Source organism: Mycobacterium sherrisii (assembly GCF_002102355.1).
Lineage (GTDB): Bacteria > Actinomycetota > Actinomycetes > Mycobacteriales > Mycobacteriaceae > Mycobacterium > Mycobacterium sherrisii.
In genome coordinates this window covers 138,660-165,097 of sequence record NZ_LQPT01000081.1, presented here as the reverse complement: position 1 = coordinate 165,097, position 26,438 = coordinate 138,660, and the positions used below count along the sequence as shown (strand labels likewise).

25 protein-coding genes, 1 tRNA gene and 2 pseudogenes are annotated in these 26,438 nt (G+C 68.2%); 20 read left to right on the top strand and 8 right to left on the bottom strand.

Annotation, left to right across the window (positions count from 1 at the left end; all coding sequences use genetic code 11):
- Positions 1 to 89: 89 nt before the first annotated feature.
- Entirely contained in the window at positions 90 to 1,397 is a 1,308-nt protein-coding gene (locus tag AWC25_RS15475; RefSeq protein ID WP_069398739.1) for a nicotinate phosphoribosyltransferase, read from the bottom strand.
- 55 nt (positions 1,398 to 1,452) lie between these two features.
- Between AWC25_RS15475 and clpS the strand changes: the two genes are divergently transcribed.
- The 10 genes and pseudogenes from clpS (at position 1,453) to rph (ending at position 8,284) form a co-directional block, all read left to right on the top strand.
- Complete coding sequence (gene clpS / locus AWC25_RS15470; protein ID WP_044507316.1) at positions 1,453 to 1,758, top strand: ATP-dependent Clp protease adapter ClpS; 306 nt, start codon at positions 1,453 to 1,455, stop codon at positions 1,756 to 1,758.
- A gap of 24 nt (positions 1,759 to 1,782) precedes the next feature.
- Complete coding sequence (gene aosR / locus AWC25_RS15465) at positions 1,783 to 2,370, top strand: oxidative stress transcriptional regulator AosR (RefSeq protein WP_069398740.1); 588 nt, start codon at positions 1,783 to 1,785, stop codon at positions 2,368 to 2,370.
- Positions 2,367 to 3,398: a P1 family peptidase gene (locus AWC25_RS15460; RefSeq protein WP_085167048.1), complete on the top strand. Its 1,032-nt coding sequence runs from the start codon at positions 2,367 to 2,369 to the stop codon at positions 3,396 to 3,398. The genes aosR and AWC25_RS15460 overlap by 4 nt, the downstream gene beginning before the upstream one ends.
- 1 nt (position 3,399) lies before the next feature.
- Positions 3,400 to 3,813: a M67 family metallopeptidase gene (locus AWC25_RS15455; protein WP_069398742.1), complete on the top strand. Its 414-nt coding sequence runs from the start codon at positions 3,400 to 3,402 to the stop codon at positions 3,811 to 3,813.
- Between the two features lie 18 nt (positions 3,814 to 3,831).
- The gene (locus AWC25_RS15450) at positions 3,832 to 4,113 is read left to right on the top strand and encodes a MoaD/ThiS family protein (RefSeq protein WP_069398743.1); all 282 of its coding nucleotides are present in this window, start codon (positions 3,832 to 3,834) and stop codon (positions 4,111 to 4,113) included.
- 21 nt (positions 4,114 to 4,134) lie between these two features.
- Positions 4,135 to 5,107 (top strand): annotated as a pseudogene (locus AWC25_RS15445) (cysteine synthase).
- The gene (locus AWC25_RS15440) at positions 5,104 to 5,781 is read left to right on the top strand and encodes a rhomboid family intramembrane serine protease (protein ID WP_085167047.1); all 678 of its coding nucleotides are present in this window, start codon (positions 5,104 to 5,106) and stop codon (positions 5,779 to 5,781) included. The pseudogene AWC25_RS15445 and the gene AWC25_RS15440 overlap by 4 nt, the downstream one beginning before the upstream one ends.
- Positions 5,778 to 6,593 carry a glutamate racemase gene (murI, locus tag AWC25_RS15435; RefSeq protein WP_069398745.1) on the top strand — a complete coding sequence of 272 codons (816 nt, stop codon included), beginning with the start codon at positions 5,778 to 5,780 and terminating at the stop codon, positions 6,591 to 6,593. Before AWC25_RS15440 ends, murI begins: the two co-directional genes overlap by 4 nt.
- A gap of 70 nt (positions 6,594 to 6,663) precedes the next feature.
- Positions 6,664 to 7,449 (top strand): cyclic nucleotide-degrading phosphodiesterase, encoded by a 786-nt coding sequence (locus tag AWC25_RS15430; RefSeq protein ID WP_069398746.1) that lies wholly within the window; start codon positions 6,664 to 6,666, stop codon positions 7,447 to 7,449.
- 55 nt (positions 7,450 to 7,504) lie between these two features.
- Entirely contained in the window at positions 7,505 to 8,284 is a 780-nt protein-coding gene (gene rph, locus AWC25_RS15425) for a ribonuclease PH (protein WP_069398747.1), read from the top strand.
- A 47-nt stretch (positions 8,285 to 8,331) separates the two neighbouring features.
- On the opposite strand, the gene AWC25_RS15420 is transcribed toward rph, so the two are convergent.
- Positions 8,332 to 8,766: a nitroreductase family deazaflavin-dependent oxidoreductase gene (locus AWC25_RS15420; protein WP_069398748.1), complete on the bottom strand. Its 435-nt coding sequence runs from the start codon at positions 8,764 to 8,766 to the stop codon at positions 8,332 to 8,334.
- A gap of 85 nt (positions 8,767 to 8,851) precedes the next feature.
- Between AWC25_RS15420 and AWC25_RS15415 the strand changes: the two genes are divergently transcribed.
- Positions 8,852 to 9,478, top strand: a complete 627-nt coding sequence (locus tag AWC25_RS15415) for a non-canonical purine NTP pyrophosphatase (RefSeq protein ID WP_142278868.1) — start codon at positions 8,852 to 8,854, stop codon at positions 9,476 to 9,478.
- On the opposite strand, the gene AWC25_RS15410 is transcribed toward AWC25_RS15415, so the two are convergent.
- Together AWC25_RS15410 and AWC25_RS15405 are read right to left on the bottom strand one after the other, a co-directional pair.
- Positions 9,475 to 9,813 (bottom strand): DUF3817 domain-containing protein, encoded by a 339-nt coding sequence (locus AWC25_RS15410; protein ID WP_069398749.1) that lies wholly within the window; start codon positions 9,811 to 9,813, stop codon positions 9,475 to 9,477. The genes AWC25_RS15415 and AWC25_RS15410 overlap by 4 nt on opposite strands.
- A complete protein-coding gene (locus AWC25_RS15405; RefSeq protein WP_085167046.1) occupies positions 9,810 to 10,202 on the bottom strand; it encodes a hypothetical protein in 393 nt (130 codons plus the stop codon). The genes AWC25_RS15410 and AWC25_RS15405 overlap by 4 nt, the downstream gene beginning before the upstream one ends.
- A gap of 124 nt (positions 10,203 to 10,326) precedes the next feature.
- Between AWC25_RS15405 and AWC25_RS15400 the strand changes: the two genes are divergently transcribed.
- Genes AWC25_RS15400 through mbtN form a run of 3 tightly spaced genes read left to right on the top strand, consistent with a single transcriptional unit; the run spans position 10,327 to position 13,313 of the window.
- The gene (locus AWC25_RS15400) at positions 10,327 to 10,578 is read left to right on the top strand and encodes an acyl carrier protein (RefSeq protein ID WP_069398751.1); all 252 of its coding nucleotides are present in this window, start codon (positions 10,327 to 10,329) and stop codon (positions 10,576 to 10,578) included.
- A complete protein-coding gene (mbtM, locus tag AWC25_RS15395; RefSeq protein WP_085167045.1) occupies positions 10,571 to 12,142 on the top strand; it encodes a long-chain-fatty acid--ACP ligase MbtM in 1,572 nt (523 codons plus the stop codon). The genes AWC25_RS15400 and mbtM overlap by 8 nt, the downstream gene beginning before the upstream one ends.
- A 22-nt stretch (positions 12,143 to 12,164) precedes the next feature.
- On the top strand, positions 12,165 to 13,313 hold the full coding sequence (gene mbtN / locus AWC25_RS15390) for a mycobactin biosynthesis acyl-ACP dehydrogenase MbtN (RefSeq protein WP_142278867.1): 1,149 nt from the start codon (positions 12,165 to 12,167) through the stop codon (positions 13,311 to 13,313).
- Here the strand turns inward: mbtN and AWC25_RS15385 are convergent.
- Positions 13,280 to 13,912, bottom strand: coding sequence for a GNAT family N-acetyltransferase (locus AWC25_RS15385; RefSeq protein WP_069398754.1), 633 nt, complete (start codon positions 13,910 to 13,912; stop codon positions 13,280 to 13,282). The genes mbtN and AWC25_RS15385 overlap by 34 nt on opposite strands.
- A gap of 99 nt (positions 13,913 to 14,011) precedes the next feature.
- Here AWC25_RS15385 and AWC25_RS15380 point away from each other — a divergent pair.
- The 6 genes and pseudogenes from AWC25_RS15380 to AWC25_RS15355 all read left to right on the top strand — a co-directional run bounded on the left by AWC25_RS15380 (position 14,012) and on the right by AWC25_RS15355 (position 22,246).
- Positions 14,012 to 14,093, top strand: a tRNA-Leu gene (locus AWC25_RS15380).
- Between the two features lie 129 nt (positions 14,094 to 14,222).
- Positions 14,223 to 15,350, top strand: a complete 1,128-nt coding sequence (locus AWC25_RS15375) for a ferredoxin reductase (RefSeq protein ID WP_085167043.1) — start codon at positions 14,223 to 14,225, stop codon at positions 15,348 to 15,350.
- Positions 15,351 to 15,360: 10 nt separating this feature from the next.
- Positions 15,361 to 16,592, top strand: a pseudogene (locus AWC25_RS15370) (fatty acid desaturase family protein).
- A 124-nt stretch (positions 16,593 to 16,716) separates the two neighbouring features.
- Positions 16,717 to 19,365, top strand: a complete 2,649-nt coding sequence (locus AWC25_RS15365; RefSeq protein ID WP_085167042.1) for an ABC transporter ATP-binding protein/permease — start codon at positions 16,717 to 16,719, stop codon at positions 19,363 to 19,365.
- On the top strand, positions 19,362 to 21,101 hold the full coding sequence (locus tag AWC25_RS15360; RefSeq protein ID WP_085167078.1) for an ABC transporter ATP-binding protein: 1,740 nt from the start codon (positions 19,362 to 19,364) through the stop codon (positions 21,099 to 21,101). The genes AWC25_RS15365 and AWC25_RS15360 overlap by 4 nt, the downstream gene beginning before the upstream one ends.
- A gap of 80 nt (positions 21,102 to 21,181) precedes the next feature.
- Positions 21,182 to 22,246, top strand: coding sequence for a phosphotransferase family protein (locus AWC25_RS15355; RefSeq protein WP_069398757.1), 1,065 nt, complete (start codon positions 21,182 to 21,184; stop codon positions 22,244 to 22,246).
- 7 nt (positions 22,247 to 22,253) lie between these two features.
- Here the strand turns inward: AWC25_RS15355 and AWC25_RS15350 are convergent, their stop codons facing one another.
- The 3 genes from AWC25_RS15350 to AWC25_RS15340 all read right to left on the bottom strand — a co-directional run bounded on the left by AWC25_RS15350 (position 22,254) and on the right by AWC25_RS15340 (position 26,389).
- The gene (locus AWC25_RS15350; RefSeq protein ID WP_069398758.1) at positions 22,254 to 24,104 is read right to left on the bottom strand and encodes a fatty acyl-AMP ligase; all 1,851 of its coding nucleotides are present in this window, start codon (positions 24,102 to 24,104) and stop codon (positions 22,254 to 22,256) included.
- A 276-nt stretch (positions 24,105 to 24,380) separates the two neighbouring features.
- The gene (locus AWC25_RS15345) at positions 24,381 to 25,202 is read right to left on the bottom strand and encodes a mycofactocin-coupled SDR family oxidoreductase (protein WP_069398759.1); all 822 of its coding nucleotides are present in this window, start codon (positions 25,200 to 25,202) and stop codon (positions 24,381 to 24,383) included.
- A complete protein-coding gene (locus AWC25_RS15340; protein WP_085167041.1) occupies positions 25,202 to 26,389 on the bottom strand; it encodes an acyl-CoA dehydrogenase family protein in 1,188 nt (395 codons plus the stop codon). The genes AWC25_RS15345 and AWC25_RS15340 overlap by 1 nt, the downstream gene beginning before the upstream one ends.
- Positions 26,390 to 26,438: the final 49 nt, after the last annotated feature.

The window sequence follows — 26,438 nt, the reverse complement described above, 5'->3', positions numbered from 1 at the left end:
CGCCTCGGTCGCGTCCGGCGTGTCGACTCCTTGATTCGGCCCGGATTCGGCTGGGTGTCGGGTAGTTCCAAGTTAGCCGAATCGAACGATCAGGCCGGGATGTGCACGGTCGGAATGGCGGGTTCGCCGTGCGCCAGTTTCAGCCCTTCCCAGGGAAGGCTGCGCAACCCGGCGGCCACCAGCTCCCGGGCGGCGGTCAGCGCCGCCGGGCCCGTCTCGGTCACGACTTCGCCGCCGCGGACCAGCGGGGTGGTCAGCACCCGGGACGGTTCGCCGGTCGACGGCGGTCGGCCGGCCGGATGCACCATTTCTTCGGTGATCGTGCCGGTGGGCCGGGACAGCCGCAGCGCCTGCTTGTGACCGCCCTGGGATTCCTTGTGGCTGCTGCGTTTCTGCACCCCGACGCCGTCCACTTCCACCAGCTTGTAGACCATGCCCGCGGTGGGCGCACCCGACCCGGTCACCACCGCGGTGCCGGCGCCGTAACTGTCCACCGGTTCGGCACGCAGCGCGGCGATGGAGAATTCGTCGAGGTCGCCGGAGACCACGATGCGGGTGCCGGTGGCGCCCAGTTGGTCCAGTTGTGCGCGCACCTGACGGGCCAGCACGCCGAGCTCGCCGGAGTCCAGCCGCACTGCCCCCAGCGTGGCCCCGCCGGCGGCGACCGCGTTGGCCACGCCGGTGCTCACGTCGTAGGTGTCCACCAGCAGCGTGGTTCCCACGCCGAGCGCGTCGACCTGCGCGCGGAACGCGGCCAGTTCGTCGGGTCCGTCGGCATCGGTGTGCAGCATGGTGAAGGCGTGCGCGGCGGTGCCCTCGGCGGGCACCCCGTAGCGCCGCTGCGCCTCGAGGTTGGAGGACGCGGCGAAACCGGCGATATAGGCCGCGCGGGCCGCGGCGACCGCGGCGCGTTCATGAGTCCGCCGCGAACCCATCTCGATCAGCGGTCGCCCGTCGGCCGCGCTCACCATGCGTGCCGCCGCCGACGCGATGGCCGAGTCGTGGTTGAGAATCGACAACGCCAACGTTTCCAGCACCACGCACTCGGCGAAGCTGCCGCGCACCGTCAGCACCGGAGAACCCGGGAAATACAGCTCACCCTCGGCGTAGCCGTCGATATCGCCGCGGAACCGGAAGTCGCGCAGGAAACGAACCGTGCCGGGGTCTAGAAATTGGGCCAGCAACCGGCACGCATCGTCGTCGAACCTGAACTGCGGCAACGCTTCCAGCAAACGCCCGGTTCCGGCCACCACGCCGTAGCGTCTGCCTTCGGGAAGCCGGCGTGCGAAAAGCTCGAACGTGGTCCGGCGCTCGGCGGTGCCGTCACGCAGCGCCGCGGCCAGCATCGTCAGCTCGTACTTGTCGGTCAACAGCCCAGCGAAGGCCGGCTCGTCCATTCCGCAACGGTAACGTCTGGGGGCGCACCATCGATCTCTCGCTATCCTGGAGGTCATGGCTGTTGCGTCAGCACCTACCAAACCCGGGACCACCGGGCAACGTGAGTCCTCTCCGGTCGAGGTCACGGCCAGTCCCTGGGTCACCGTCGTCTGGGACGACCCGGTCAATTTGATGACCTATGTGACGTATGTCTTCCAGAAACTGTTCGGCTACAGCGAGCCGCACGCCACCAAGTTGATGCTGCAGGTGCACAACGAAGGCAAGGCGGTGGTGTCGGCCGGAAGCCGGGAGTCCATGGAAGCCGATGTGTCCAAGTTGCATGCCGCCGGTCTCTGGGCGACGTTGCAGCAAGATCGATGAGGTTTGAGGACACCGGGAAGTCTTGTGCGCAAATGGAAACGGGTCGACACTTCCGACGGCCCACGTTTCCGTTCCTCGCTGGCCCCGCATGAGGCGGACCTGCTGAACAACCTGGTCACCGCGATGATCGGTTTGCTCGACGAGCGCGAATCCTCTGCGCCGGCAGATGAACTCGAAGAGATCACCGGCATGAAGACCGGAAACTCCGCGCCTCCCGCCGACCCGACACTGCGTCGGCTGCTGCCCGATTTCCACCGGCCCGACGATGTTGCCGGCTCGACGACCGAAGCGTCCGAGGGGCTCAACGCCGCGCTGCGCAGCCTGCACGAACCGGAGATCATCGACGCCAAACGTGGTGCGGCACATGAACTGTTGGACACCGTGCCGGGCGGCGGCGGCCGATTCGAGCTGACCGAAGACCAGGCGAACGCCTGGGTGTCGGCGGTCAACGACATTCGGCTGGCGCTGGGCGTCATGCTGGACATCGGTCCGGACGGGCCGGAACGGCTACCCGTCGACCACCCGATGGCCACGCACTTCGACGTGTACCAGTGGCTGACGGTGCTGCAGGAGTACCTGGTTCTGGCGTTGATGGGCAAGCCGGCCGGATGAACGCGCTCACCGACGTCGGCGGCATCCGGGTCGGCCACTATCAGCGGCTGGACCCCGAGGTGACGCTGGGCGCCGGGTGGGCGACCGGAGTCACCGTCGTGCTGACGCCCCCGGGCACCGTCGGGGCGGTGGATTGCCGCGGCGGCGCCCCCGGCACCCGCGAGACCGACCTGCTCGACCCGGCCAACACCGTGCGATACGTCGACGCGGTGGTGCTCGCCGGCGGCAGCGCCTACGGACTGGCCGCCGCCGACGGTGTCATGCGCTGGCTGGAGGAACACGATCACGGCCTGGCGCTGAGCGGCGGCCTGGTGCCGATCGTGCCGGGCGCGGTGATCTTCGACCTGCCGGTCGGCGGCTGGGATTGCCGACCGACCGCGGAGTTCGGTTACGCCGCATGTGAGACCGCCGGCGCCGACGTGGCGATCGGCACGGTCGGAGTGGGGGTAGGGGCGCGCGCCGGCGTGCTCAAGGGCGGCGTCGGGACGGCGTCGACCACCCTGCCCTCGGGCGTCACCGTCGGCGCCGTCGTCGCGGTGAACTGCGTCGGCGACGTCGTCGACCCGACCACCGGTCTGCCGTGGATGACGGAGCTGGTGAGGGAGTTCGAGCTGAGGTCGCCGCCGCGTGACCAGATCGACGCGCTCGGGCAGCTGCGGCGCGACCCGGAACCGCTCAACACCACGATCGCAGTGGTGGCGACCGATGCGGCGCTGACCGCCGCGCCTTGCCGGCGCGTGGCGATCGCCGCGCACGACGGCCTGGCGCGCGCCATCCGGCCTGCGCACACGCCGCTGGACGGCGACACGATCTTCGCGCTGGCGACCGGCGCCGTCGAGGTGCCACCGCCGGCGGACACGCCCGCCGGGATGTCCCCGGAGACGCCGCTGGTCGCGGACGTGGGCGCGGCCGCCGCCGACTGCCTGGCGCGGGCCACGCTGGCCGGCGTGCTGGCGGCCGAATCGATCGCCGGAATACCGACCTACCGCGGCGCGGTGCCCGGCGCGTTCGGGCCAGGAAGCGGCTGACGTGCTGGTGATCCGAGCCGATCTGGTCGACGCGATGGTGGCGCATGCGCGACGCGATCATCCGGACGAGGCGTGCGGGATTCTGGCCGGCCCCGAGGGTTCCGATCGTCCCGAACGACACATTCCGATGACTAACGCGGAACGCTCGCCGACGTTTTTCCGATTCGATTCCCAGGAGCAGCTCCGCGTCTGGCGCAGCATGGAAAAGTCGGGCGACGCCGCCGTCGTGATCTACCACTCCCACACCGCGACCGAGGCCTACCCAAGCCGCACCGACGTGCAGCTGGCCGGCGAACCGTCCGCGCACTACGTGGTGGTGTCCACGCGCGACCCGGAGCGTGACGAGGTGCGTAGCTACCGCATCGTCGACGGCGACGTCGTCGAAGAGCCCATCGATATCGTCGAACAGTACTGACTCCCCGAGGAAGCAGCCATGACCGTCACCGTTTCCGTCCCGACCATCCTGCGTCCCCACACCGGCGGCGACAAGCGCGTCTCGGCGACCGGCGAAACGTTGGCCGCCGTGATCAGCGACCTGGAATCGCACTACCGCGGCATCGCCGAGCGGTTGCTCGACTCCGAGCATCCGGGCGAGCTACACCGCTTCGTCAACATCTACGTCAACGACGAGGACGTGCGGTTCTCCGGCGGATTGGACACCGCGATCGCCGACGGCGACTCGATCACCATCCTGCCCGCCGTGGCGGGTGGGTGAGCCCGTGATCGAACCGGGCGCATGACCCGCTACGACTCGCTGCTGCAGGCCGTGGGCAGTACCCCGCTGGTGGGCCTGGGACGGCTGTCACCGCGCTGGCATGCCGGACCCGACCGGGCCGCACGTCCGGCTGTGGGCCAAGCTCGAGGACCGCAACCCGACCGGGTCGATCAAGGACCGGGCGGCGCTGCGGATGATCGAACAGGCCGAGGCCGACGGGCTGCTGACGCCGGGCGCGACGCTGCTGGAACCGACCAGCGGCAACACCGGCATCTCCCTGGCGATGGCCGCGCGATTGAAGGGCTACCGGCTGATCTGCGTGCTGCCGCAGAACACGTCGGTGGAGCGGCGTCAGCTGCTCGAGCTCTACGGCGCGCAGATCGTCTTCTCGCCCGCCGAGGGTGGCTCCAACACCGCCGTGGCCACCGCCAAAGAGCTGGCCGCGGCCAATCCGTCGTGGGTGATGTTGTACCAGTACGGCAACCAGGCCAACGCCGACGCGCACTACTACGGCACCGGTCCCGAGCTGCTGGCCGACCTTCCCGAGATCACCCACTTCGTCGCGGGGCTGGGCACCACCGGCACGCTGATGGGCACCGGCCGGTTTCTGCGGGCGCGGGTGCCCACGGTCAAGGTCGTGGCCGCCGAGCCCCGTTATGGCGAGGGCGTGTACGCGCTGCGCAACGTCGACGAGGGGTTCGTTCCGGAGCCGTACGACCCCGAGGTGTTGACGACCCGGTACTCGGTGGGCTCGCTGGACGCCATCCGGCGGACCCGGGAGCTGGTGGAGTCCGAAGGCATCTTCGCCGGCATCTCCACCGGCGCGGTGCTGCACGCCGCCCTGGGCCTGGCCGGGAAGGCGCTTGCGGCCGGCGAACGCGCGGACATCGCCATGGTGGTTGCCGACGCCGGCTGGAAGTACCTGTCTACCGGCGCATACGCCGGTAGCCTGGAGGACGCTGAGAACGCGTTGGAAGGGCAACTGTGGGCATGAGCAGGCCGAGCGGATACCCCGCCGTGCCGGACCCGAAGAAGCGGCCGGGCTGGATGGTCGGCGGTCTGACGGTCGTCAGCTTTGTGGTGCTGCTGTGGGTCATCGAACTGTGGGACAGCCTGACCAATCACCGCCTGGACAACAACGGCATCCGACCGCTGGAGACCGACGGCCTGTGGGGCATCCTGGTCGCGCCGTTGCTGCACGCGAATTGGGATCACCTGATCGCCAACACCGTTCCGGCCCTGGTGCTCGGCTTCCTGATGACGCTCGCGGGGTTGTCCCGGTTCATCTTCGCCACGGCCATCGTCTGGATTCTCGGCGGCTTGGGCACCTGGCTGATCGGCAACGTCGGCGCGCACTGCCCGTACGTCGGCGTGCACTGCGAGACCAACCACATCGGGGCGTCCGGGCTGATCTTCGGCTGGCTGGCGTTCCTGATCGTGTTCGGTTTCTTCACCCGCAAGCTGTGGGAGATCGTCGTCGGCGTCATCGTGTTGTTCATCTATGGCGGAGTCCTGCTGGGCGTGCTGCCCGGCACCCCCGGGGTGTCGTGGCAGGGTCACCTGTGCGGGGCGATCGCGGGAGTGGTCGCGGCATACGTGTTGTCCGGACCGGAGCGCAAGGCCCGCGAGCGCAAGACGGCCATCCGTTCGTCGAACCTGAAGACATGAGCTCACCGTTGGCACCCGTCGGGGTCTTCGACTCCGGCGTCGGCGGGCTGACCGTGGCCCGCGCGATCATCGATCAACTGCCCGACGAGGACATCATCTACGTCGGCGACACCGGCAACGGTCCGTACGGTCCGCTCACCATCCCCGAGGTCCGCGCGCACGCGCTGGCCATCGGCGACGACCTGGTCGCCCGGGGCGTCAAGGCGCTGGTCATCGCCTGCAACACGGCCTCGGCCGCGTGCCTGCGGGATGCGCGGGAACGCTACGACGTGCCCGTCGTCGAGGTGATCCTGCCCGCGGTGCGCCGCGCGGTCGCCACCACCCGCAGCGGGCGCATCGGCGTCATCGGCACCCAGGCGACCATCGCCTCGCACGCCTACCAGGACGCCTTCGCCGCCGCCCGTGACACCGAGATCACTGCCGTGGCCTGCCCGCGCTTCGTCGACTTCGTCGAGCGGGGGGTTACCAGCGGGCGCCAGGTGCTGGGACTGGCCGAGGGCTACCTCGAGCCGTTGCAGCGCGCTCAGGTTGACACGCTGGTGCTCGGCTGCACGCACTATCCGCTGCTTTCCGGGCTGATCCAGCTGGCGATGGGCGACAGTGTGACGCTGGTCTCGAGCGCCGAGGAAACGGCGAAGGATGTGCTCCGGGTGCTCACCGAGCGGGATTTGCTGCGCCCCCACGACGCCGCGCCGGCGACGCGCGTCTTCGAAGCTACCGGCGACCCCGAGGCGTTCACGAAGTTGGCGGCGCGGTTCCTGGGGCCGGCCGTGAGCGGCGTTCGGCCGGTACAGCACTCACCCATCGGCTAGTTCGTGGGAGATTCTCATCACATCAATGCGTCAATGTTTTTCTCATGGGGGTTCCGGGCATGGCACAGTAGTGTCCGTGCGAATAACCGTGCTCGGCTGCTCGGGCAGCGTGGTGGGTCCGGATTCGCCTGCGTCGGGATATTTGCTTCGTGCCCCCGACACTCCGCCTTTGGTTCTCGACTTCGGTGGGGGCGTGCTAGGGGCTTTGCAGCGTTACGCCGACCCTGCTTCAGTGCATGTGTTGTTGTCTCATCTGCATGCCGATCACTGCCTGGATATGCCGGGGCTGTTCGTGTGGCGGCGCTACCATCCGTCGGCCCGTCCGCTGGGCAAGGCCATGCTGTACGGCCCGAGCGACACCTGGTCTCGGCTGGGCGCCGCGTCGTCGCCCTACGGCGGTGAAATCGACGACTGCTCGGACATCTTCGACGTCCACCATTGGGTCGACGGCGAGCCGATCGTCATCGGCTCGCTGACCGTGACGCCCCGGGTGGTTGCCCACCCCACCGAGTCCTACGGCTTGCGCATCACCGACGCCAGCGGGGCGTCCTTCGTCTACAGCGGTGACACCGGAGTCTGCGATCAGCTTGTCGACTTAGCCCGCGATGCCGACGTGTTCCTCTGCGAGGCGTCCTGGACGCACGCCCCGGACCGCCCGCCCGCCCTGCACCTGTCTGGCACCGAAGCCGGCCAGACCGCGGCGGCGGCCGGCGTTCGCGAGCTGCTGCTCACCCATATCCCACCGTGGACGTCGCGCGAGGACGTGATCAGCGAGGCCAAGGCCGAGTTCGACGGCCCGGTGCACGCGGTGGTGTGCGGCGAGACGTTCGACGTGCGCCATTCCGAACGAGTCTGATCCGACCGACCCGCTGCCTGCCGCCCCGGGGGGTCCGGGTGGCTAGGGTGATTGGGTGTCAAAACGAGAAGACGGTCGCAACGACGACGAGCTTCGCCCGGTAGTCATCACCCGCGGCTTCACCGAAAACCCCGCGGGCTCGGTGCTAATCGCATTCGGCCAGACCAAAGTGCTGTGCACCGCCAGCGTCACGGAAGGCGTGCCGCGCTGGCGCAAGGGGTCGGGCCTGGGATGGTTGACCGCGGAGTACGCGATGCTGCCGTCGGCCACCCACACCCGATCCGACCGGGAGTCGGTGAAGGGTCGGCTATCGGGCCGCACCCAAGAGATCAGCCGGCTGGTCGGCCGGTCGCTGCGCGCCTGCATCGACCTGGCGGCGTTGGGGGAGAACACAATCGCCGTCGACTGCGACGTGTTGCAAGCCGACGGCGGCACCCGTACCGCGGCGATCACGGGCGCCTATGTGGCGCTGGCCGACGCCGTCACCTACCTGTCGGCGGCCGGCAGGCTGTCGGATCCGCGGCCGTTGTCGTGCGCCATCGCGGCGGTCAGCGTCGGCGTGGTCGACGGCAGGATCCGGGTGGATCTGCCGTACGAGGAGGACTCGCGCGCCGAGGTGGACATGAACGTCGTCGCCACCGACACCGGAACGCTGGTCGAAATCCAGGGCACTGGCGAGGGCGCGACGTTCCCGCGCTCGACGCTGGACAAGCTGCTCGACATGGCGCTGGGCGCGTGTGACACCCTGTTCGCCGCGCAGCGCGAGGCGCTGACGTCGCCCTACCCGGGCGTGCTCCCCGACGGACCGCCACCACCCAAGGCATTCGGCAGCTGAAGTACGCCCAGGGGCCGCGAAGACCCTTGGGCGGCAACGTATTCCGGTCACTCCACTACGAAAACGGGAATCTTTCGTTCGGTGAGCGATTGCAGCGTCGTGTAGTGGGGGTAGGCCTCGACTCCCCTCTGCCACCACGTCTCTCGCTCGGCCCCGACGACCTGACGGGCCGTGCCCTCGAAGACCCGATCGCCGTCCTGGACCGAGACCGTGGGGTTGGCACGGAGATTGGCGACCCAGGCCGGATCCTTGGGTGCACCGCCGGTAGAGCCGATCATCGCGTAATGCCCGTTATGCTCCACCCGCATCAACGGGACATACCGCTTCAGGCCTGTCTTTGCGCCGGTCACGGTGAACAGCACGATCGGGCGGTTCTTGGTTCTCTCGTCGCTTTCGCCGATTCCCGCGGTGGTGCCCTGTGCCAGAATTTGTTCGGTGTGTTCGCGCACCCAATCGGTGGTGCTGAATGCTGTCTGTGTCATGAGCGGCAAAACATCTGGACATCGCGCGGCATTCCCGGCGCCGGGCACGGGGGCCGGTGTCGAACGAACGGGGACATATGAGTCGATGGGGCAACCGGTGACCCGGCTGCTGGTCGCCAGCCGCAACCGCAAGAAACTGGCCGAATTGCGTCGGGTGTTGGACGGTGCCGGGCTGACAACCCTCACGCTGGTGTCACTCGACGACGTGACGCCCTTCGATGAGGCACCCGAAACCGGCGCGACGTTCGAGGACAATGCGTTGGCCAAGGCGCGCGATGCGTTTGCGGCCACGGGCTTGGCCACGGTGGCCGACGACTCGGGTTTGCAAGTGGCCGCACTCAACGGCATGCCGGGTGTGCTGTCGGCGCGCTGGGCGGGCGTACACGGGGACGACGCCGCCAACACGGCGCTGCTGCTGGCTCAGTTGCGTGAGGTGCCCGACGAGCGCCGCGCCGCGGCGTTCGTGTCCGCCTGCGCACTGGTGTCGGCCCACGGGGAGCTGGTCGTCCGCGGCGAGTGGCCGGGCGCGATCGCCCGGCAGCCGCGCGGTGACGGCGGGTTCGGCTACGACCCGGTTTTCGTTCCGGACGGCCCGGAATTCGGGGGTCGCACCGCGGCGGAACTGAGCCCGCACGACAAGGACGCGGCCTCACACCGGGGCCGCGCCCTGGGCCTGCTGCTGCCGGCGCTGCGCGAGCTGGCTCGAACCTAAAGCCCGAAGCGCGCCTTGATGTCCTTGGTCTGAAAATGCTCGACGATGATGCCCGCCAACGGGATCGTGCCGGACAACAGCACCCCGATCGTCTTCCCGATCGGCCAGCGGACCTTGATCGCCAAGTTGAAGGCCGTGAGCACGTAGACGAAATACACCCAGCCGTGCACCACCTCGATCCACCGGATCTCGTGGTGGAACGCAAGGTGCGACACGATCTCGTAGCACAGGGCGATCAGCCACAGACCGGTCGTCCACGCCATGATCCGGTAGCCGAGGAGGGCAGGGCGGATCCGGTCGGCGGATACCGCCGCGGGGGGCTCGGGCGTGGTCATGCGGTGGTCCTGTTCTGTTTTTCGGCATCTGCGGCGGCGAGCTCGGCCAGGTAAGCGTTGTACTCCCGCAGCGCGGGATCGTCGGCTGGTTGCGGCGTGGGCTTGGGCCGCTCGGGAAGCAGCCCGGCCGGGATCTCGCTGGCCGCGCCGGCGTGACGCGGCTGCGGCGGCGCCTGTTCGTAGCGGACGAAGTTGCGGTAGGCGTAGAGGCAAAACCATGCGAACAGGGGCCACTGCAGAGCGTAGCCGAGGTTCTGGAAGGTGCCGGACGGCGACTGAAATCGGGTCCATTGCCACCAGCCGAGGGCCAGGCACCCGCAGGCTGCGACGACGGCCAGCACGATCAGCGCGGGCCGGTGCTGGCGCCGATGATGGGGCTGGCCGGACACCCCTCGACGGTACCGCGAGCCTGGCACCGCTGACAGCCGCCGTCGCCGGGCGCCGTGCGCGTGGCAAAACTCTTGGTTGAGTAGGCTAGCCTAACCTTACTGACAACCTGTATGGTCGGTCGCCATGGGCTCCTCTGCCGCGGTGACAGCCGCGCTGCAAAATATTCTGCGTGATGACCTCAACGTCGATATGAGCCGGGTGCGCCCCGAGGCGCGGTTGATCGACGACGTCGGACTCGACTCGGTGGCATTCGCGGTCGGCATGGTCGCCATCGAAGAACGTCTCGGCGTGGTGTTGTCCGAGGAGGAACTGTTGGCCTGCGACACCGTCGGCGATCTGGACGCGGCCATCGCGGCGAAATCCCGCAATGAGTGAACTCGCGGCGGCGATGACGCGGTCGATGCAGACCGCCACCGCCGACTTGGCCGTTTTCGACCGGGAGATCGCGCAGTGGCGCCGGTGCCCGTGGCCGGAGGTGCACGGGCTGGCCGAGGGAATCGCGGCCTGGCTGCTCGATCATGATCGGCCCGGCGCCGTCGGGCTGGTGGGCGAGCCCACCATCGAATTCATCGCCGCGATCCAGGGCGCGTGGCTCACCGGCGCGGCCGTGTCGATCTTGCCCGGGCCGGTCCGCGGCGCCGAACTGCGCCAGTGGGCGACCGCGACGCTGACCCGATTCGACTCTCTCGGCGTCGGCGCCGTGCTGAGCCACGGATCGGACCTGGCAGCACTGAAAGATGTTGCACCCGAGGGTATTACCGTCGAGCAGCTGGCCACGGCGGCCCGCGCCAGCCGGTCCGCAGCGGGACTGCCCCGGGTCGAAACTGCCAACCACGCCATTCTGCAGGGCACGGCGGGATCGACAGGATCACCGAAGACCGCGATGCTCTCGGCGGGCGCCGTGCTGAGCAACATGCGCGGACTGTCGCAACGGTTCGGCCTGGATGCGTCCCGCGATGTGGTGTGCTCCTGGCTGCCGTTGTTTCACGACATGGGACTGACGTGTGTGCTGGCCCCGGCGTTGGCGGGTCTGCCGCTGTGGGTGTCGTCGCCGGCGGCGTTCTCCGCGTCGCCGTTCAATTGGCTGGGGTGGCTCTCGGCCAGCCGCGCGACGATCACCGCCGCGCCCAACCTCGCCTACAACATCCTGGGCAAGTATGCGGCGCTGGTGTCCGATGTCGATCTCGGCGCGCTGCGGGTGGCGATCAACGGTGGAGAACCGGTCGACTGCAAGGGATTCGGGCGCTTTGCCGAGGCGATGGCACCGTTCGGGCTCGACGCCGGGGCCCTGGCGCCGTCCTACGGCCTGGCCGAATCCACCTGCGCGGTGGCACTGCCGTCCCCCGGCGCGGGACTGCGGTTCGCCACCGTCGCCGACGACAGCGGCCCGCACGAGTACGCCATTCTGGGGGACGCGATCCCGGGCATGCAGATCCGGGTGGTGGCCACCGATCGCTATGCCACGACCGATCGCGAGATCGGCGAGGTCGAGATCCGCGGCACGTCGATGATGGACGGCTACCTGGGTCGGACGCCCATCGATCGCGAGGACTGGTTTCCCACCGGGGATTTGGGGTTCTTCGACGACGGCGGCCTGGTGGTCTGCGGACGGGCCAAGGAGATCATCTCGATTGCCGGGCGCAACATCTTCCCGACCGAGATCGAACTGGTCGCGGCCCAGGTCGACGGTGTCCGGCAAGGCGGTGTGGTGGCGCTGGGCACCGGCGCCCGGTCCGCCCGCCCCGGCCTGATCGTCGCGGCGGAGTTCCGCGGCGACAACGAGACACAGGCACGCACCGAGATGATTCAACGCATCGCGTCGGTGTGCGGCATCGTGCCGGCCGACGTGGTCTTCATGTCACCGGGATCGCTGCCGCGTACCTCCTCGGGCAAACTGCGGCGGTTGGAGGTCCGGCGCTCACTTGAGCTGGTGGACTGACGTGGCCGCGGCGGACCAGCCCATCTTCGATGCGGACTATCGCACCCTGCTCGCCGGCGTGTTCGACGAGCGCGTCACTGCGTGGACAGCGGAAGCCGAAGCGCGGCAACGGTTTCCACGGGAATTGATCGAATACCTGGGAGCCCGCGGTGTCTTCGCCACCAAGTGGACAGATCAGGCCCAGCCCGACGTCGGCAAGCTCGTCGAACTTGCACTGGCGTTGGGTCACCTGGCATCCGCCGGGATCGGAGTCGGGGTGAGCCTGCACGATTCCGCCATCGCGGTGCTGCGACGGTTCGGCAAGTCGGATTACCTGAAAGACGTGTGCGAGCGCGCGATTCGGGGCGAGGTGGTGCTGTGCGTCGGCGCCTCCGAAGAATCCGGCGGCTCCGATTTGCAGATCGTCGAGACCGAGGTCCGCTCGCGGAACGACGGTTACCACGTCCGCGGTATCAAGAAGTTCGTTTCGCTTTCACCCATTGCCGACCACATCCTGGTAGTGGCCCGCAGCGTCGATCACGACGCGTCCAGCCGGCACGGCAACGTCGTGGTGGTGGCGGTGCCGACCAAGGATGTCGACGTGCGGCAGCCCTACAACAAGGTGGGTGCGGGACCGCTGGACACCGCCGCGGTCCACATCGATACCTGGGTGCCGGGTGACGCGCTGGTCGCCCGGGCGGGCACCGGCTTGGCCGCCATCAGTTGGGGATTGGCCCACGAACGAATGTCGATCGCCGGCCAGGTTGCGGCGTCGTGTCAGCGGGTGATCGGGATCACCTTGGCCCGCATGATGGTTCGGCGCCAATTCGGTCAGACGCTGTTCGAGCACCAGGCGCTCCGGCTGCGGATGGCGGACCTGCAGGCACGCGTCGACCAGCTGCGCTACGCCCTACACGGCATCGCCGCGCAAGGCCGATTGGATCTGCGTGCGGCCGCGGGTATCAAGGTCACCGCGGCTCGGCTCGGCGAAGAGGTGATCGGCGAGTGCATGCACATCTTCGGCGGCTCGGGCTACCTCGTCGACGAAACACCGCTCGGCAGCGTATGGCGGGACATGAAGTTGGCCCGGGTCGGCGGCGGCACCGATGAGGTGCTGTGGGAGCTGGTCGCGGCCGGGATGAAGCCCGACCATGCCGGCTACGCGGACTGGGTGGTGCGCTCCAACGCGTAGAGCACCATGCGGCGGTTCGGCGCCTGATGCTCACCCAGGCAGCGGCATCCCACGTAGTCGCACAACCGGCGGACCGTGGTGTTGCGGTGGTCGGGGTCGAACATGATCCGCCGACAGCGGGGCTCCCGGGCGAACACACTCGCCACGATCTGCGGCAGCAGCCGCGGACCCAGGCCCCGGTTGACCAGCGGCAGGTCCGCGATCGCGGCGTGCAGCCCGATGTCGTGCGGTTCGGCGTCATAGTGCCGCGAGATCATGTCCTTTGCTGCCCAGTAGATCTCCAGGTAGGCGCACTCGCTGCCGCGCACCGTGCCGATCAACGGCAACGAGTAGGTGCCCTCGAGCTGCGCCTCGATATGTTGACGCCAGCGTGCGGTGGGCCACGCGTACTCCCACGTCTCGGCCAAGTGGGGGCGATTCATCCACTCCGACACCATTTCTGCGTCGTCGCTCACCGCCGTTCGCATGGCGTAGGGCGGATCCAGCACGGGGACGGGAAGAGCCCCGACGCGACGGACATCGTCGGAAAGATCCTTGCGTTCGCGCTTCAATACCCGAGTCAAGGCGCCGTCGGCATGGCTGCTCGCTGCTCCGTTCATCGTTTGCTGACATTACCGGAGCGGCTTTGCCGCTCGGCCAAGGAGGCATGCCAAAGCGAGCCTGCGGTGCCGGCCTGGCGTTAAGATCGCAGGGCCCAGGCGCGAGTGGCGGAATTGGTAGACGCGCTGGATTTAGGTTCCAGTGTCTTCGGACGTGGGGGTTCGAGTCCCCCCTTGCGCACCCGTGTGAGAGCCGCACCGCCGCTTTTTCGGCGAACAAGTGTTTAGCGAACGGTGGCGCCGGGGTAGCCGTCGAGGAGCCGCGCGTCGGCCGGCCGCGGCACATCCGACCGGATCGCTGAGACGAACGATGAGTTCTGCGCTACACACCTTGACACGATGGACGAAGGCGCCGACGCAAGGTGTCGCCGCCGCGAGATCCTGGGTCAACGTGCCCCGCGGGCTCGCCGCGCGGGCCACGACACCGCTGCTGCCCGACGACTACCTGAAGATGCTCAACCCGTTATGGTCGGCCCGCGAGCTGCGCGGCCTCATCGTGGCCGTGCAGCCCGAGACCGCGGATTCGGCGACCGTGACGATCAAACCCGGCTGGGGTTTCGCCAGACAATATCGGGCGGGCCAGTACGTCGGCATCGGATTGCGGATCGACGGCCGCTGGCACTGGCGGTCCTATTCGTTGACCTCGGTTCCACGGCGCGCCAACAAAAACATCACTATCACCGTCAAGGCCACCCCGGAGGGCTTTCTGTCCACCCACCTGGTCAACGGGGTGCAACCCGGCACGATCGTCCGATTGGCCACGCCGAAGGGCGAATTCGCGCTGCCGGACCCGCCACCGGCGAAGATCCTGTTCGTCACGGCGGGCAGTGGAATCACGCCGGTGATGGCCATGCTGCGCACCCTGAAGTCCCGGGGGCACGGTCCCGACGTCGTGCACATTCACTCCGCGCCCACCACCGACGACGTGATATTTCACGACGAGCTGCGCGAGCTCGAAACACGCCAGCCCGGCTACCGGCTTCACCTGCACCTCACCGAAACCGCCGGGCACTTCGATTTCGACGGGCTCGCCGACGTCGTTGCCGACTGGCAGGACCGCCCCACCTGGGCATGCGGGCCGGCCGCCCTGCTCGACGCCGTCGAGCGGGTATGGAAGGACGTGGGTCGCGATGACCAGCTGCACCTCGAGCGCTTCACCATCGCCGCGACCGACAAGGGCGGCGAGGGCGGCACGGTTCGCTTCGCGATATCGGACAAGACCGTCGAGATCGACGGTGCCACATCGCTTTTGGAGGCCGGGGAGAAAGTCGGCATCCAGATGCCATTCGGGTGCCGCATGGGCATCTGCCAGACCTGCGTACTGCCGCTGGAGTCTGGTTACGTCCGCGATTTTCGTTCCGGGACCGAACATCGCGAGGGCGACCGCATCCAAACCTGCATCTCCACGGCATCGGGAGACTGCACCATCAAGATCTGAGGGGGACCCGGTGGCCATCACCGACATCAAGGAATACGCCCATCTGAGCAGCGCGGACGTCGAACAGCTTGCCCACGAGCTGGACGCGATCCGGGCCGAGATCGAGGAATCGCGCGGCGAGCGCGACGCGCGCTATATCCGCCGGGCCATCAAGCTGCAGCGAGCCTTGGCCGCCGGCGGACGAATCCCCTGTTCGGCAGCCGAAACCGGGTGGCGTGGATCGCCGGAACCGCAATGCTGGCGATGGCCAAGATCATCGAGAACATGGAGCTGGGACACAACATTATCCACGGTCAATGGGACTGGATGAACGACCCGGAGATCCACTCCACTGAGTGGGAATGGGATACCACCTGCCCGACCGTGCAGTGGAAGCATTCGCATAACTTCGTGCACCACAAGTACACCAACGTGGTCAACCTCGATGCCGACGTCGGCTACGGGATCATGCGCGTCACTCGCGACGAGCCTTGGGAGCCATATTATTTGGGCAACCCCATCTATAATTTGTTGCTCGGCACGCTGTTCGAGTGGGGCGTCGCCCTGCACCACATCGAGTCGAAAAAGCTTCGGAAGAAAGAAAAGACCTGGGCCGAAGCGCGCAAGGATCTACGCGTCATCGGCACCAAGGTGGCCAAGCAGGCCGGCAAGGATTACCTGGTGTTTCCGGCGTTGACCGGGCCGAATTGGAAGCACACGCTGAAGGCCAACCTCACGGCCAACCTGATCCGCAACTATTGGGCGTACATGGTGATCTTCTGTGGCCATTTCCCGGACGGTGCCGAGAAGTTCACCGTCGAGGAGTTCGAAAACGAAACCCCCGGGGAGTGGTATCTGCGCCAGATGCTTGGGTCGGCCAACTTCAACGCCGGCCCGCTGATGGCGTTCATCAGCGGCAACCTGTGCTATCAGATCGAGCACCATCTGTTCCCCGATCTGCCCAGCAATCGCTACGCCGAAATCGCCGTGCGGGTACGTGCGCTGTGCGAAAAGTACGACCTGCCCTACACCACGGGCTCGCTCGGCCGCCAATATTCTCAGTCGTTTTGGACCATCCTGAAACTCGCACTGCCGGATCATCTGCTCACCGCGACACCCGACGACGCCCCGGAGACCCGCTCCGAGCTGAAGTTTCGGGTGCGCGATGGTCTGCGCGCGAGCTTCGTCGACCCCGGCACCGGCAAACGACGGGGTCTGCGGACCGCGCTGCGTGAATTGCACGGGGGTCCACGGGCCGCCTGACGGGCCCGCGCCGCGGTGGCGCACCCGCAACCTCGACCCGGCATCGGCCATCAGCTATGGTAAGGCAACCCTTAGTTCGGGTCGAGGTCGTGGCGGACCATCTCGCCGCGGGAGAGGACCGCTGATGGCACGCGGGTTCCAGGGCGCGATACTGCGCGGGTTCGGGGCGCGCGACCACGTCGCGACGGTCCTCGAAACCGAGCGGATCGCACCGCATTTCGTGCGGATCCGAATGGAGTCGGCGACGCTGTTCGAAGACGCCGAGGCCGAGCCGGCGGCGTGGTTGCGGTTCTGGTTTCCGGATCCGAAGGGCTCGGACACCGAGTTCCAGCGCGCCTACACGATTTCCGAGGCCGACGCGTCCACCGGACGTTTTGCGATCGACGTCGTGCTGCACGAGCCCGCCGGTCCGGCGTCGGGCTGGGCACGCACGGTCGAACCCGGCGCCACGATCGCGGTGATGTCGCTGATGGGCGCGTCGCGATTCGACCGACCCGAAGAGCAACCGGCCGGCTACCTGCTGATCGGCGATTCGGCCTCGATACCGGGGATGAACGGAATCATCGGCACGGTTCCCGATGACGTTCCGATCGAGATGTACCTCGAACAGCACGACAGCAACGACCCGTCGATACCGATAGCCCGGCATCCGCGGCTGCGCGTGCATTGGGTCGTCCGTCGCGACGACAAGTCCCTGGCCGAGGCGATCGAGGCGCGGGACTGGTCGGACTGGTATGCCTGGGCGACGCCCGAGGCCGCCACGTTGAAGAGCGTCCGCAAGCGCCTGCGCGATGCGTTCGGGTTCCCCAAGTCCGAGGTGCACGCGCAGGCGTATTGGAGCGCCGGCCGCGAGATGGGCATCACCCGTGGCGGCGAGACGAACCCCGCCGAGACGCAGGCGCCAACAGGGGTGCTCGCAGAACCCACCGAACCCGCCGAACCCGCCGAAACCATTGCGGCCCAGGGGCATACGTCCGTCGCCGCGTCCCCGGCGACCGTCGAAGTGCCGGCCAACCGCGGTAGCTGGCGTGCTCAGGCCGCGGGCCGGCTGCTCGCGCCGCTGCGGTCGGCGCTGATCGTCTCGGGTGTGCTGCAGGCCGTGATCACCCTCGTGCAGCTCGCCCCGTTCGTGCTGCTGGCGGAGTTGGCCCGGCGGCTGGTATCCGGGGAATCTGCGGCCCGGTTGTGGCAGGTCGGCATCGCTGCCGTCGTATTGCTGGCGGTGGGGACGGTGCTCGGTGCCGCCCTGACCCTGTGGCTGCACGTCATCGACGCACGCTTCGCGAGCGACCTGCGTTCGCGGCTGCTGGGCAAGATGTCCCGCCTGCCCCTGGGATGGTTCACCGCCCGCGGATCGGGCGCGATCAAGCAGCTGCTGAGCGACGACACGCTCGCGCTGCACTATCTTGTCACCCACGCCATCCCCGATGCGGTCAACGCGGTCGTCGCCCCGGTTGCGGTGCTGGTTTACCTGTTCGCCGTCGACTGGCGCGTGGCGCTGGTCCTGTTCAGTCCGGTACTGGTTTACCTGGTGATGACCTCGGCGTTGACGATTCAATCCGGTCCCCGCATCGTGCAGGCCCAGCGCTGGGCCGAACGCATGAACGGCGAAGCCGGTGCCTACCTCGAGGGCCAGCCGGTGATCCGGGTCTTCGGGGGTGCCGCGGCGTCCAACTTCCGTCGCCGGCTGGACGAGTACGTCGGGTTCCTGGTCGCGTGGCAGCGCCCGCTGGCCGGCAAGAAAGCCGCGATGGACTTGGCCACCCGCCCGTCCACCTTCCTGTGGCTGATCACGCTCGCGGGCACCCTGCTGGTGGTCTCGCACCGGATGGACCCGGTCAACCTGCTGCCGTTCTTGTTGCTGGGCACCACCTTCGGCGTCCGGCTGCTCGGCATCGCCTATGGGCTCGGCGGTATTCGTGGCGGCCTGCTGGCCGCCCGGCGTCTGCAAGTCGCGCTCGATGAACAAGAACTCGCGGTGCGCGAACGGCCGACCGGCCCCGGCGCCGGGGCCACGGTGGTGTTCGACCGCGTCGGATTCAGCTATCGTCCGGGCGTGCCGGTGATTCGGGAGGTGTCGCTGGAGCTGCGCCCCGGCACGGTGACCGCGCTCGTCGGCCCGTCCGGATCGGGTAAGTCGACCCTCGCGGCGCTGCTGGCCCGTTTCCACGATGTGGAGCACGGCGCGATTTACGTTGACGGACAAGATATCCGGTCGTTGACCGCGGACGAACTCTACTCGCGGGTCGGGTTTGTGCTGCAGGAAACCCAGCTCGTGCACGGCACGGTCGCGGAGAACATCGCGCTGGCCGTCCCGGACGCCACCCTCGACCAGATTCAGGCCGCCGCGCGCCAGGCGCAGATTCATGATCGGGTGCTGCGGCTGCCGAACGGCTACGACACGATGCTGGGCGCGGCGGCCACGCTGTCAGGGGGAGAGCGGCAGCGGCTGACGATCGCCCGCGCCATCCTGGCCGATACCCCCATCCTGATCCTCGACGAGGCCACGGCATTCGCCGACCCGGAATCGGAATATCTTGTGCAGCAAGCACTTAATGGACTGACTCACGATCGGACCGTGCTGGTGATCGCGCACCGGTTGCACACCATCACCCGGGCCGACCAGATCGTGGTGCTCGATCACGGCCGCATCGCCGAACGGGGCACGCACGAGGAATTGGTTGCCGCCGACGGGCGGTATCGCCGGTTGTGGGACACCGGGCGGGGCAAATCCGCCGCCGTCACCGGGGCGGCGTCAAAGGGCGCGCGATGATCCGCACCTGGATACGCCTCGTTCCGCCGGACCGCCGTGCCAAGGTCGACGGTTACCTGGCGCTCGCATTCGTGTCGGTCGTCATCCGCGCGGTCGGCACGGTCTTGCTCGTCCCGCTGGTGGGGGCGTTGTTCAGCGCGACACCGCACCGCGCACTGGCGTGGCTGGGCTGGCTCACGGCGGCGACGGTGGCGGGCTGGGTCGTCGACGCGATGATCGCGCGGATCGGCTTCGAGCTTGGTTTCGCGGTGCTGGATCACTCGCAACACGATGTGGCAGAACGCCTTCCGGCGGTCCGGCTGGACTGGTTCGGCTCCGAGAACACCGCGATGGCGCGCCAGGCCATCGCCGCGACCGGTCCCGAACTCGTCGGCCTGGTGGTCAACCTGCTGACACCGCTGACCACCGCCGTGCTGCTGCCGGCGGTCGTCGCCCTGGCGCTGCTGCCGATCTCCTGGCAGCTGGGGGTCGTGGCGCTGGCCGGCGTGCCGCTGCTGCTCGGGGCCCTGTGGGCCGCGGTGCGGTTGACGCGGCGTGCCGATGCCGCCGCCGGCGCGGCCAACACCACCCTGACCGAGCGGATCATCGAGTTCGCGCGGACCCAGCAAGCGCTGCGCGCCGCGCGACGCGTCGAGCCGGCCCGCAGCATGGTCGGCTCCGCCGTGGCCGCGCAGCACACCGCGACCATGCGTCTGCTCGCCATGCAGATCCCGGGCCAGCTGTTGTTCAGCGTCGCCAGCCAGCTCGCCCTGATCGCGCTGGCCGGCACCACCGCGGTGTTGACCGTGCGCGGCACGTTCACGGTGGCCGAGGCGGTCGCCCTGATCGTGGTGATCGTGCGCTACCTCGAGCCGTTCACCACGGTCAGCGAGCTGGCGCCGGCGCTGGAGAGCACCCGGGCCACCCTCGACCGGATCCGCGGCGTGCTCACCGCGCCGACCGTGGTGTCCGGATCGGCCGGCCTGCCCGGCGGCACCGGCGGCGTCCGCATCGAGCTCGACGACGTTGCCTTCGGTTACGACGGCGGCGCCGCGCCGGTGCTCGACGGCGTCAGCTTCGCCCTGCAGCCGGGAACCACGACCGCCATCGTCGGGCCGTCGGGCTCCGGAAAGAGCACCATCCTGGCGCTGATCGCCGGCCTGTACCAACCGACCCGCGGCCGCGTCGTCATCGACGGCGTCGATGCCGCCACGCTGAGTGCCGACGCGCGGCGGGGGACCAGCAGCGTCGTCTTCCAGCACCCCTACCTCTTCCACGGCACCATCCGCGACAACGTCTTCGCCGGCCACCCCACCGCCGGCGAGGACCAGTTCGATCGGGCGGTCGCCCTGGCCCGGGTCGACGAGCTGATCGGCAGGCTGCCCGACGGCGCGGACACGGTCGTCGGCGAGGCGGGCTCGGCGCTGTCCGGCGGTGAGCGGCAGCGGGTCAGCATCGCGCGGGCGTTGCTCAAGCCCGCTCCGGTGCTGCTGGTCGACGAAGCCACCAGTGCCCTGGACACCGAGAACGAGGTTGCTGTGGTGGACGCGCTGACGGCCGACCCGCGGGCGCGTACCCGGGTGATCGTCGCCCATCGATTGGCCAGCATCCGCCACGCCGACCGCGTCCTGTTCCTCGACGGCGGACGCGTCGTAGAGGACGGTTCGATCGATGAATTGCTCGCCGTGGGTGGCCGTTTCAGCGAATTCTGGCGGCAGCAGCACGAGGCCGCGGACTGGCACATCGGCGCCGAATAGGGCCTGGCCCGCGGGCGTTGCCGAATGCCTTACAGTTGAGCCGTCAGTCCGTCGGTGAAGTCCTGGAGGCGTGGTTTCTTATGGTCTCGATTCCGCGGTATCCCGGCGATGTGACACCCGAATGGCTGTCCGCGGCGCTGCGTGTGCGCGGGCCGGTCGACGTGTCCGGAGTCGATGTGGTGGCCATCGGCACCGGGCAGACCGGCGCGACCTACCGGGTGACGGCACGGTATGCCGCCAATCCCGGTGCGCTGCCAGAAACTTTCGTGATCAAGTTGCCCGCCCAGGACGACGCCGTGCGGGACCGCGTGGTCATCGGCTACCGCAGTGAATGCGCGTTCTACACCGCGGTGGCCGAGCGGGTCCGGGTCCCGACGCCGAGGTGTTACTTCTGCCAGATCTCCGACGACGCGACGGAGTACGCGCTGCTGCTCGCCGATCAGGCCCCGGCGGTGCAGGGCGATCAGATCACCGGGTGCGGCGCGCAGCAGGCACGGCTTTCGGTGGTGGCACTGGCCGGGCTGCACGGGCCGAGTTGGTGCGATCCGGCCTGGCTGGACCTGCCCGGCCTGGCGTTTCCCCGTCCGGACGAGGCGGCCGCCAAGGGGCTCGGCGACGTGGCGAAGATGAGCGCCGAGATCACCCTGGCGAAACTGGGTGATCGGATGAGTGCCGAAGATCGCGAAACACTTACCAACACAATGGATTTGGTGACGCCCTGGCTGTTCACCGAGCGGGACCGGTATGCATTGCTGCACGGTGACTACCGACTCGACAACCTGCTGTTCGACCCGGCTCACTCCTGGGTGAGCGTGGTCGACTGGCAGACCCTCGGCGTCGGCCTCCCCGCCCGGGATCTGGCGTATTTCGCGGCGACGAGCCTGAATTCAAAGCTGCGGCTGGCGATCGAGAAAGACCTCGTCGGCGACTATCACCGGGCTTTGGTGGGTTACGGCGTCACCGACTACGACCGGGAAAGCTGTTGGCGCGATTACCGTCTGGGCATGCCGCAGGCGCTGCTCATCTCCGCTCTCGGGTTTGCCTTCGCCGCCAGCACCGAACGCGGCGACGACATGGTGCTGGCCATGCTCCGTCGCGGCTGCCGAGCCATCCGCGAGCTGGGAACGCTGGAACTGCTCGGGTGAAGCCGGATTACCGGTTGAACCGGCCGGCCAGATATTCCGCCCGGCACGCGTTGCGCGCCAGCTTGCCACTGGTGGTGCGGGGGATCGTTCCCGCGGCCACCAGCCGGATGTCGGCCAACCGAACCTGATGCTCGCGTGAAACCGCGGCCCGAACGGTTGCGGCGATCGCCTCGGGATCGGCGCGCCCGACGCCCGCCGCACGTTCGGCGACGACGACCAGCTGCTCGACCGGGCCGCCGCTTTGGCCGTCGGCCGGAACCGAGAAGGCGGCGACGTAGCCCGTCCGGATGGCGTTCGACGAGTTGCTGACCGTGGTCTCGATGTCGTGCGGGTAGTGGTTGCGCCCATCGATGATGATGAGGTCCTTGATCCGGCCCGTCAGGTACAGCTCGCCGTCGATGTACACGCCGAGATCGCCGGTGGCCAGCCAGTAGCAGTTGTCGGGGGCGCCCTCGGCGTGGCTGCCCTCCTCGAGCCGGGACTGCAGCTTGTTGGCGAACGTACGCTGGGACTCTTCCTCGCGGCCGAAGTACCCGCGCGCGATGTTGTTGCCGTGCAACCAGATCTCCCCGACGGTGCCATCGGGCACCTCACTCCCGTCCGGGCTGGCGATTATCGCCCAGAGATCCCGGAACGGGTATCCGCAGGAGACGTAGGCGACCGCGTTCTCGGCGTCCGGCTCGACCGTCGCCGCGCGGCCGGCGGCCAGTTGGACACGGTCGAGGTACACCCACCGCGCCCCCTCGTGCGGCGGGGTGCTGGCCACACCCAGCGTCGCCTCGGCCATCCCGTAGGAGGGTTTGACCGCGGTGGCGGGCAGGCCGTAGGGCTCGAACGCCTTGGTGAACTTTTCGATGGCCGCGATCGTGACCGGTTCGGAGCCGTTGAGGAGGCCGACGACGTTGTGCAGGTCGATCGTCACGCCGGCCGGGGGGAGTCCGCGCTCGGCGGTCAACTCGTATGCGAAGTTGGGTGCGGCGGCAAACGTCGGGCCGTTGGCGGCCTCGGCGCTCAGTTCTTTGATCCAGCGGAAGGGCCGGCGCACGAACGCCATGGGATCCAGCAGCGTGAGGTACTCGCCGCCGCACAACGCCGGGAACATGATCATGATCAGTCCCATGTCGTGGTAGAGCGGCAACCAGCTCACGCTGTGGGTGTTGCGGTGCAAATCACCCGCCAGGATCATCTGCAGCACATTGGTGCAGACGGCGCGGTGGGTGACCTCTACGCCGGCGGGACTGCGCGTCGACCCCGACGTGTACTGCAGGTAGGCGATGTCGTCCGTGCCGATCGTGCGCTCGGTGAACATCGAGGCCAGCGATGCCGGTATCGCGTCGACGGCGATCAACCGGGGCCGTCCGACCACCGGATGCGCGCGCAGCGATTCCCGCACGGACTCGGCCGCGGCGGTGGTCGTCAACACCACCGCGGGCCGGGCGTCGGCGAGCACGGCGGTGAGCCGCTCGGTGTGACCGGCCAGTGTCGGGGCGAACAGCGGCACCGCGATGTTGCCGGCGTGGACGGCGGCGAAGAACGACGCCACGTACTCCAGGCCTTGCGGCGCCAGGATGGCCACCCGGTCGCCGGGCTTGGCGACTTGCTGCAGTCGGGCGCCGATCGAGCGCACCTGGGTCCACAGGTCGTTCCAGCTCAGCTCGAGGACGCGGCCATCCTGGTCTTTCGCGTAGTCGATGAACCGGTACGACGGGCGATCACCGAACGCCGCCCGGTTCTGATCGAAGAACGAGGTCAGCGTCAACCCGTCCGGCAGGACGATGTTGCCGTCCGCGGACACGTAATCGTTGATGTCAGCCGCTAGTGGCTTAACAGCGTCTATCGACAATTGGGACCGTCCCATGTTGAAAGAATAAGAGAGTTACTTAGTGTTTTGCTCCACCGGGTAGGTGTGTCGCCCAGCACGTTCGATTACGAAGTGATGTACATCACATAACCTTCGCCGTGATGACCAGCGGATTTGCGTCTTGACGAGGGCAATACGGCGGGCGTTGTCAGCGCGAAATTCGTTGCGGCAGCGGCCCGCTCGGCACCTCGCTGGGTTGCTCACCCCGGGTTGTGGGTTTGCCTTCGGCATCGCTGTTCGGCGGTGCACGTGCTCGAGGTTAGTACCGCCGTATCAGTACTGACTGGATCCCTGGTCGATGCGGATCTGCGCCGCGGTGACCTTGCGCGACTCATCGCTGGTCAGCCAGCACACCGCGTCGGCGATCTCTTCGGGTTCGGCGACCCAGTCGGGCAGAAACGGCGTCAGGACGTGCGCCAGCTGCGGGTTGGTCTCCATGGCGCGGGCCACCGCCGCGCCCATGTCGCCCGAGCCCATCGGCGTGTTCACCGGGCCGGGGTGCACGCTGTTGACCCGGATCGAGTGCCTGCCCAACTCGGCCGCGAAGGCCCGGGCCAGGCCGGTGACCGCGTGCTTGCTGGCGGTATAGTGCACCATGAACGGCTGTTGTTTGACCCCGGCCGCCGAGCTGATCAGGATGATCGAGCCGCCGCGGCCGCCCTCGATGATCTTGGCCGCGCCGGCCATCACCGTGTTCCAGGTACCCGTCACGTTGATGTCGAGGACGTCGGCGAAGTCTTCGGGTGTGATCTCGTGCCACGGCTGTGGCGCCGCGATGCCGGCGTTGGCCACGATGATGTCCAGCCGCCCCAGGACGGCCACCGCCTCGTCGACGGTCTTGCGCAGCGCCGTCAGGTCACGGGTGTCGGCAATCGAGGCGTGGATGCGGCGGCCGGTGCCCTCGACGAGGCGGACGGTTTCGGCGAGGTCCTCCTCGGTGGCGGGGCTATAGGGAACGCAGGGCGGCAGCTTGCCGGCGATGTCGACGGCGATGATGTCGGCACCCTCCTGCGCCAGCCGGACCGCATGCGCGCGGCCCTGGCCGCGCGCCGCCCCGGTGATGAAGGCGACCTTGCCCTCGAGTTTGCCTGCCATCAACGCTCCTTCGTGGTGGTGGCTCGGGCCTTGACGAGGTTCGACCCGATGATCAGACGCTGAATCTCGCTGGTGCCCTCGTATAACCGCAGCAGCCGAACGTCGCGGTAGATCCGCTCCACGGCGACACCGCGCATATACCCGCTGCCGCCATGGATTTGGACCGCGAGATCCGCGACGTTGCCGGCCATTTCGGTGCAGAAGAGTTTGGCGGCCGACGGCGCGATGCGACGGTCCTCGCCGGTGACCCACAGCCGTGCGGCGTCGCGCACCAGCGCACGCCCGGCCAGCACCCCGGTCTGCTGGTCGGCCAGCATTGCCTGGACCAGCTGGAAGCTTCCGATGGCCGCGCCGCCCTGGGTGGCGGTCGCGGCGTAGGCGACGGATTCGTCGAGCGCCCGAGTGGCGAGACCCACCGCGAGCGCCGCGATGTGTACCCGCCCGCGGGCCAGCGAGGTCATCGCGGCGCGGTAGCCGACGTCTTCGCTGCCGCCGACCAGTGCCGCGGATCCGACGCGAACGTCGGTGAAATTGACGTCGGCGGTCCACGCGCCTTCCTGTCCCATCTTGGCGTCCTTGGGGCCGATTTCGACCCCGGCGGTGTCGGTGGGCACCAGGAAGACGGCGATGCCCGGACCGTGATCATCGGCGGGGCGGGTGCGCGCGAAGACCACGAACAGATCGGCGACGGGAGCGTTGGTGATGAAGCGCTTCTGCCCGTTGATCACCCAATCTTCATTGTCGCGAACGGCTTTGGTGCGCAGTCCGGCCGGGTTCGATCCGGCGCCGGGTTCGGTCAGGGCGAAGGAGGCGACGACGTCGCCGGAGGCGATCGGCTCCAGCCACCGGGCCTTCTGTTCGTCGGTGCCGAACCCGACCAGAACCTGTCCGGCGATGCCGTTGTTGGTGCCGAACATCGAACGCACGGCCAGCGACGTGTAGCCCAGCTCCATCGCCAGCTCGACGTCCTGGCTCAGGCTCAGCCCGAGGCCGCCCCATGCCTGCGGAATCGCGTAGCCGAACAGGCCCATTTTCTTGGCCTCGTCGCGCAGGTCGTCGGGGACCCGATCCTCGTCGAGAATCTCCTGCTCGCGCGGGACGACGGCAGTACGGACGAATTGCCTTGTCTGGGCGAGGATTTCGCGGAAATCTTCATCCGACACGGCGGCGACGTCGGCGGCGACCATGGGGTCCACGCTCCTCTCCGAATCGGGGGCCACCCCGGTCCAGAGCAGA

Excerpts from the sequence above, each read along its gene's own strand:
- AWC25_RS15420 (WP_069398748.1), bottom strand. The coding sequence starts at position 8,766 with ATGACACAGACAGCATTCAGCACCACCGATTGGGTGCGCGAACACACC.
- AWC25_RS15440 (WP_085167047.1), top strand. The coding sequence starts at position 5,104 with ATGAGCAGGCCGAGCGGATACCCCGCCGTGCCGGACCCGAAGAAGCGG.
- AWC25_RS15355 (WP_069398757.1), top strand. The coding sequence starts at position 21,182 with ATGGTCTCGATTCCGCGGTATCCCGGCGATGTGACACCCGAATGGCTG.
- AWC25_RS15410 (WP_069398749.1), bottom strand. The coding sequence starts at position 9,813 with ATGACCACGCCCGAGCCCCCCGCGGCGGTATCCGCCGACCGGATCCGC.
- AWC25_RS15450 (WP_069398743.1), top strand. The coding sequence starts at position 3,832 with ATGACCGTCACCGTTTCCGTCCCGACCATCCTGCGTCCCCACACCGGC.
- AWC25_RS15475 (WP_069398739.1), bottom strand. The coding sequence starts at position 1,397 with ATGGACGAGCCGGCCTTCGCTGGGCTGTTGACCGACAAGTACGAGCTG.
- AWC25_RS15365 (WP_085167042.1), top strand. The coding sequence starts at position 16,717 with ATGGCACGCGGGTTCCAGGGCGCGATACTGCGCGGGTTCGGGGCGCGC.
- mbtM (WP_085167045.1), top strand. The coding sequence starts at position 10,571 with ATGAGTGAACTCGCGGCGGCGATGACGCGGTCGATGCAGACCGCCACC.
- AWC25_RS15340 (WP_085167041.1), bottom strand. The coding sequence starts at position 26,389 with ATGGTCGCCGCCGACGTCGCCGCCGTGTCGGATGAAGATTTCCGCGAA.
- AWC25_RS15460 (WP_085167048.1), top strand. The coding sequence starts at position 2,367 with ATGAACGCGCTCACCGACGTCGGCGGCATCCGGGTCGGCCACTATCAG.
- AWC25_RS15415 (WP_142278868.1), top strand. The coding sequence starts at position 8,852 with ATGGGGCAACCGGTGACCCGGCTGCTGGTCGCCAGCCGCAACCGCAAG.
- AWC25_RS15375 (WP_085167043.1), top strand. The coding sequence starts at position 14,223 with ATGAGTTCTGCGCTACACACCTTGACACGATGGACGAAGGCGCCGACG.
- AWC25_RS15350 (WP_069398758.1), bottom strand. The coding sequence starts at position 24,104 with ATGGGACGGTCCCAATTGTCGATAGACGCTGTTAAGCCACTAGCGGCT.
- murI (WP_069398745.1), top strand. The coding sequence starts at position 5,778 with ATGAGCTCACCGTTGGCACCCGTCGGGGTCTTCGACTCCGGCGTCGGC.
- AWC25_RS15360 (WP_085167078.1), top strand. The coding sequence starts at position 19,362 with ATGATCCGCACCTGGATACGCCTCGTTCCGCCGGACCGCCGTGCCAAG.
- clpS (WP_044507316.1), top strand. The coding sequence starts at position 1,453 with ATGGCTGTTGCGTCAGCACCTACCAAACCCGGGACCACCGGGCAACGT.
- AWC25_RS15400 (WP_069398751.1), top strand. The coding sequence starts at position 10,327 with ATGGGCTCCTCTGCCGCGGTGACAGCCGCGCTGCAAAATATTCTGCGT.
- AWC25_RS15345 (WP_069398759.1), bottom strand. The coding sequence starts at position 25,202 with ATGGCAGGCAAACTCGAGGGCAAGGTCGCCTTCATCACCGGGGCGGCG.
- AWC25_RS15385 (WP_069398754.1), bottom strand. The coding sequence starts at position 13,912 with ATGAACGGAGCAGCGAGCAGCCATGCCGACGGCGCCTTGACTCGGGTA.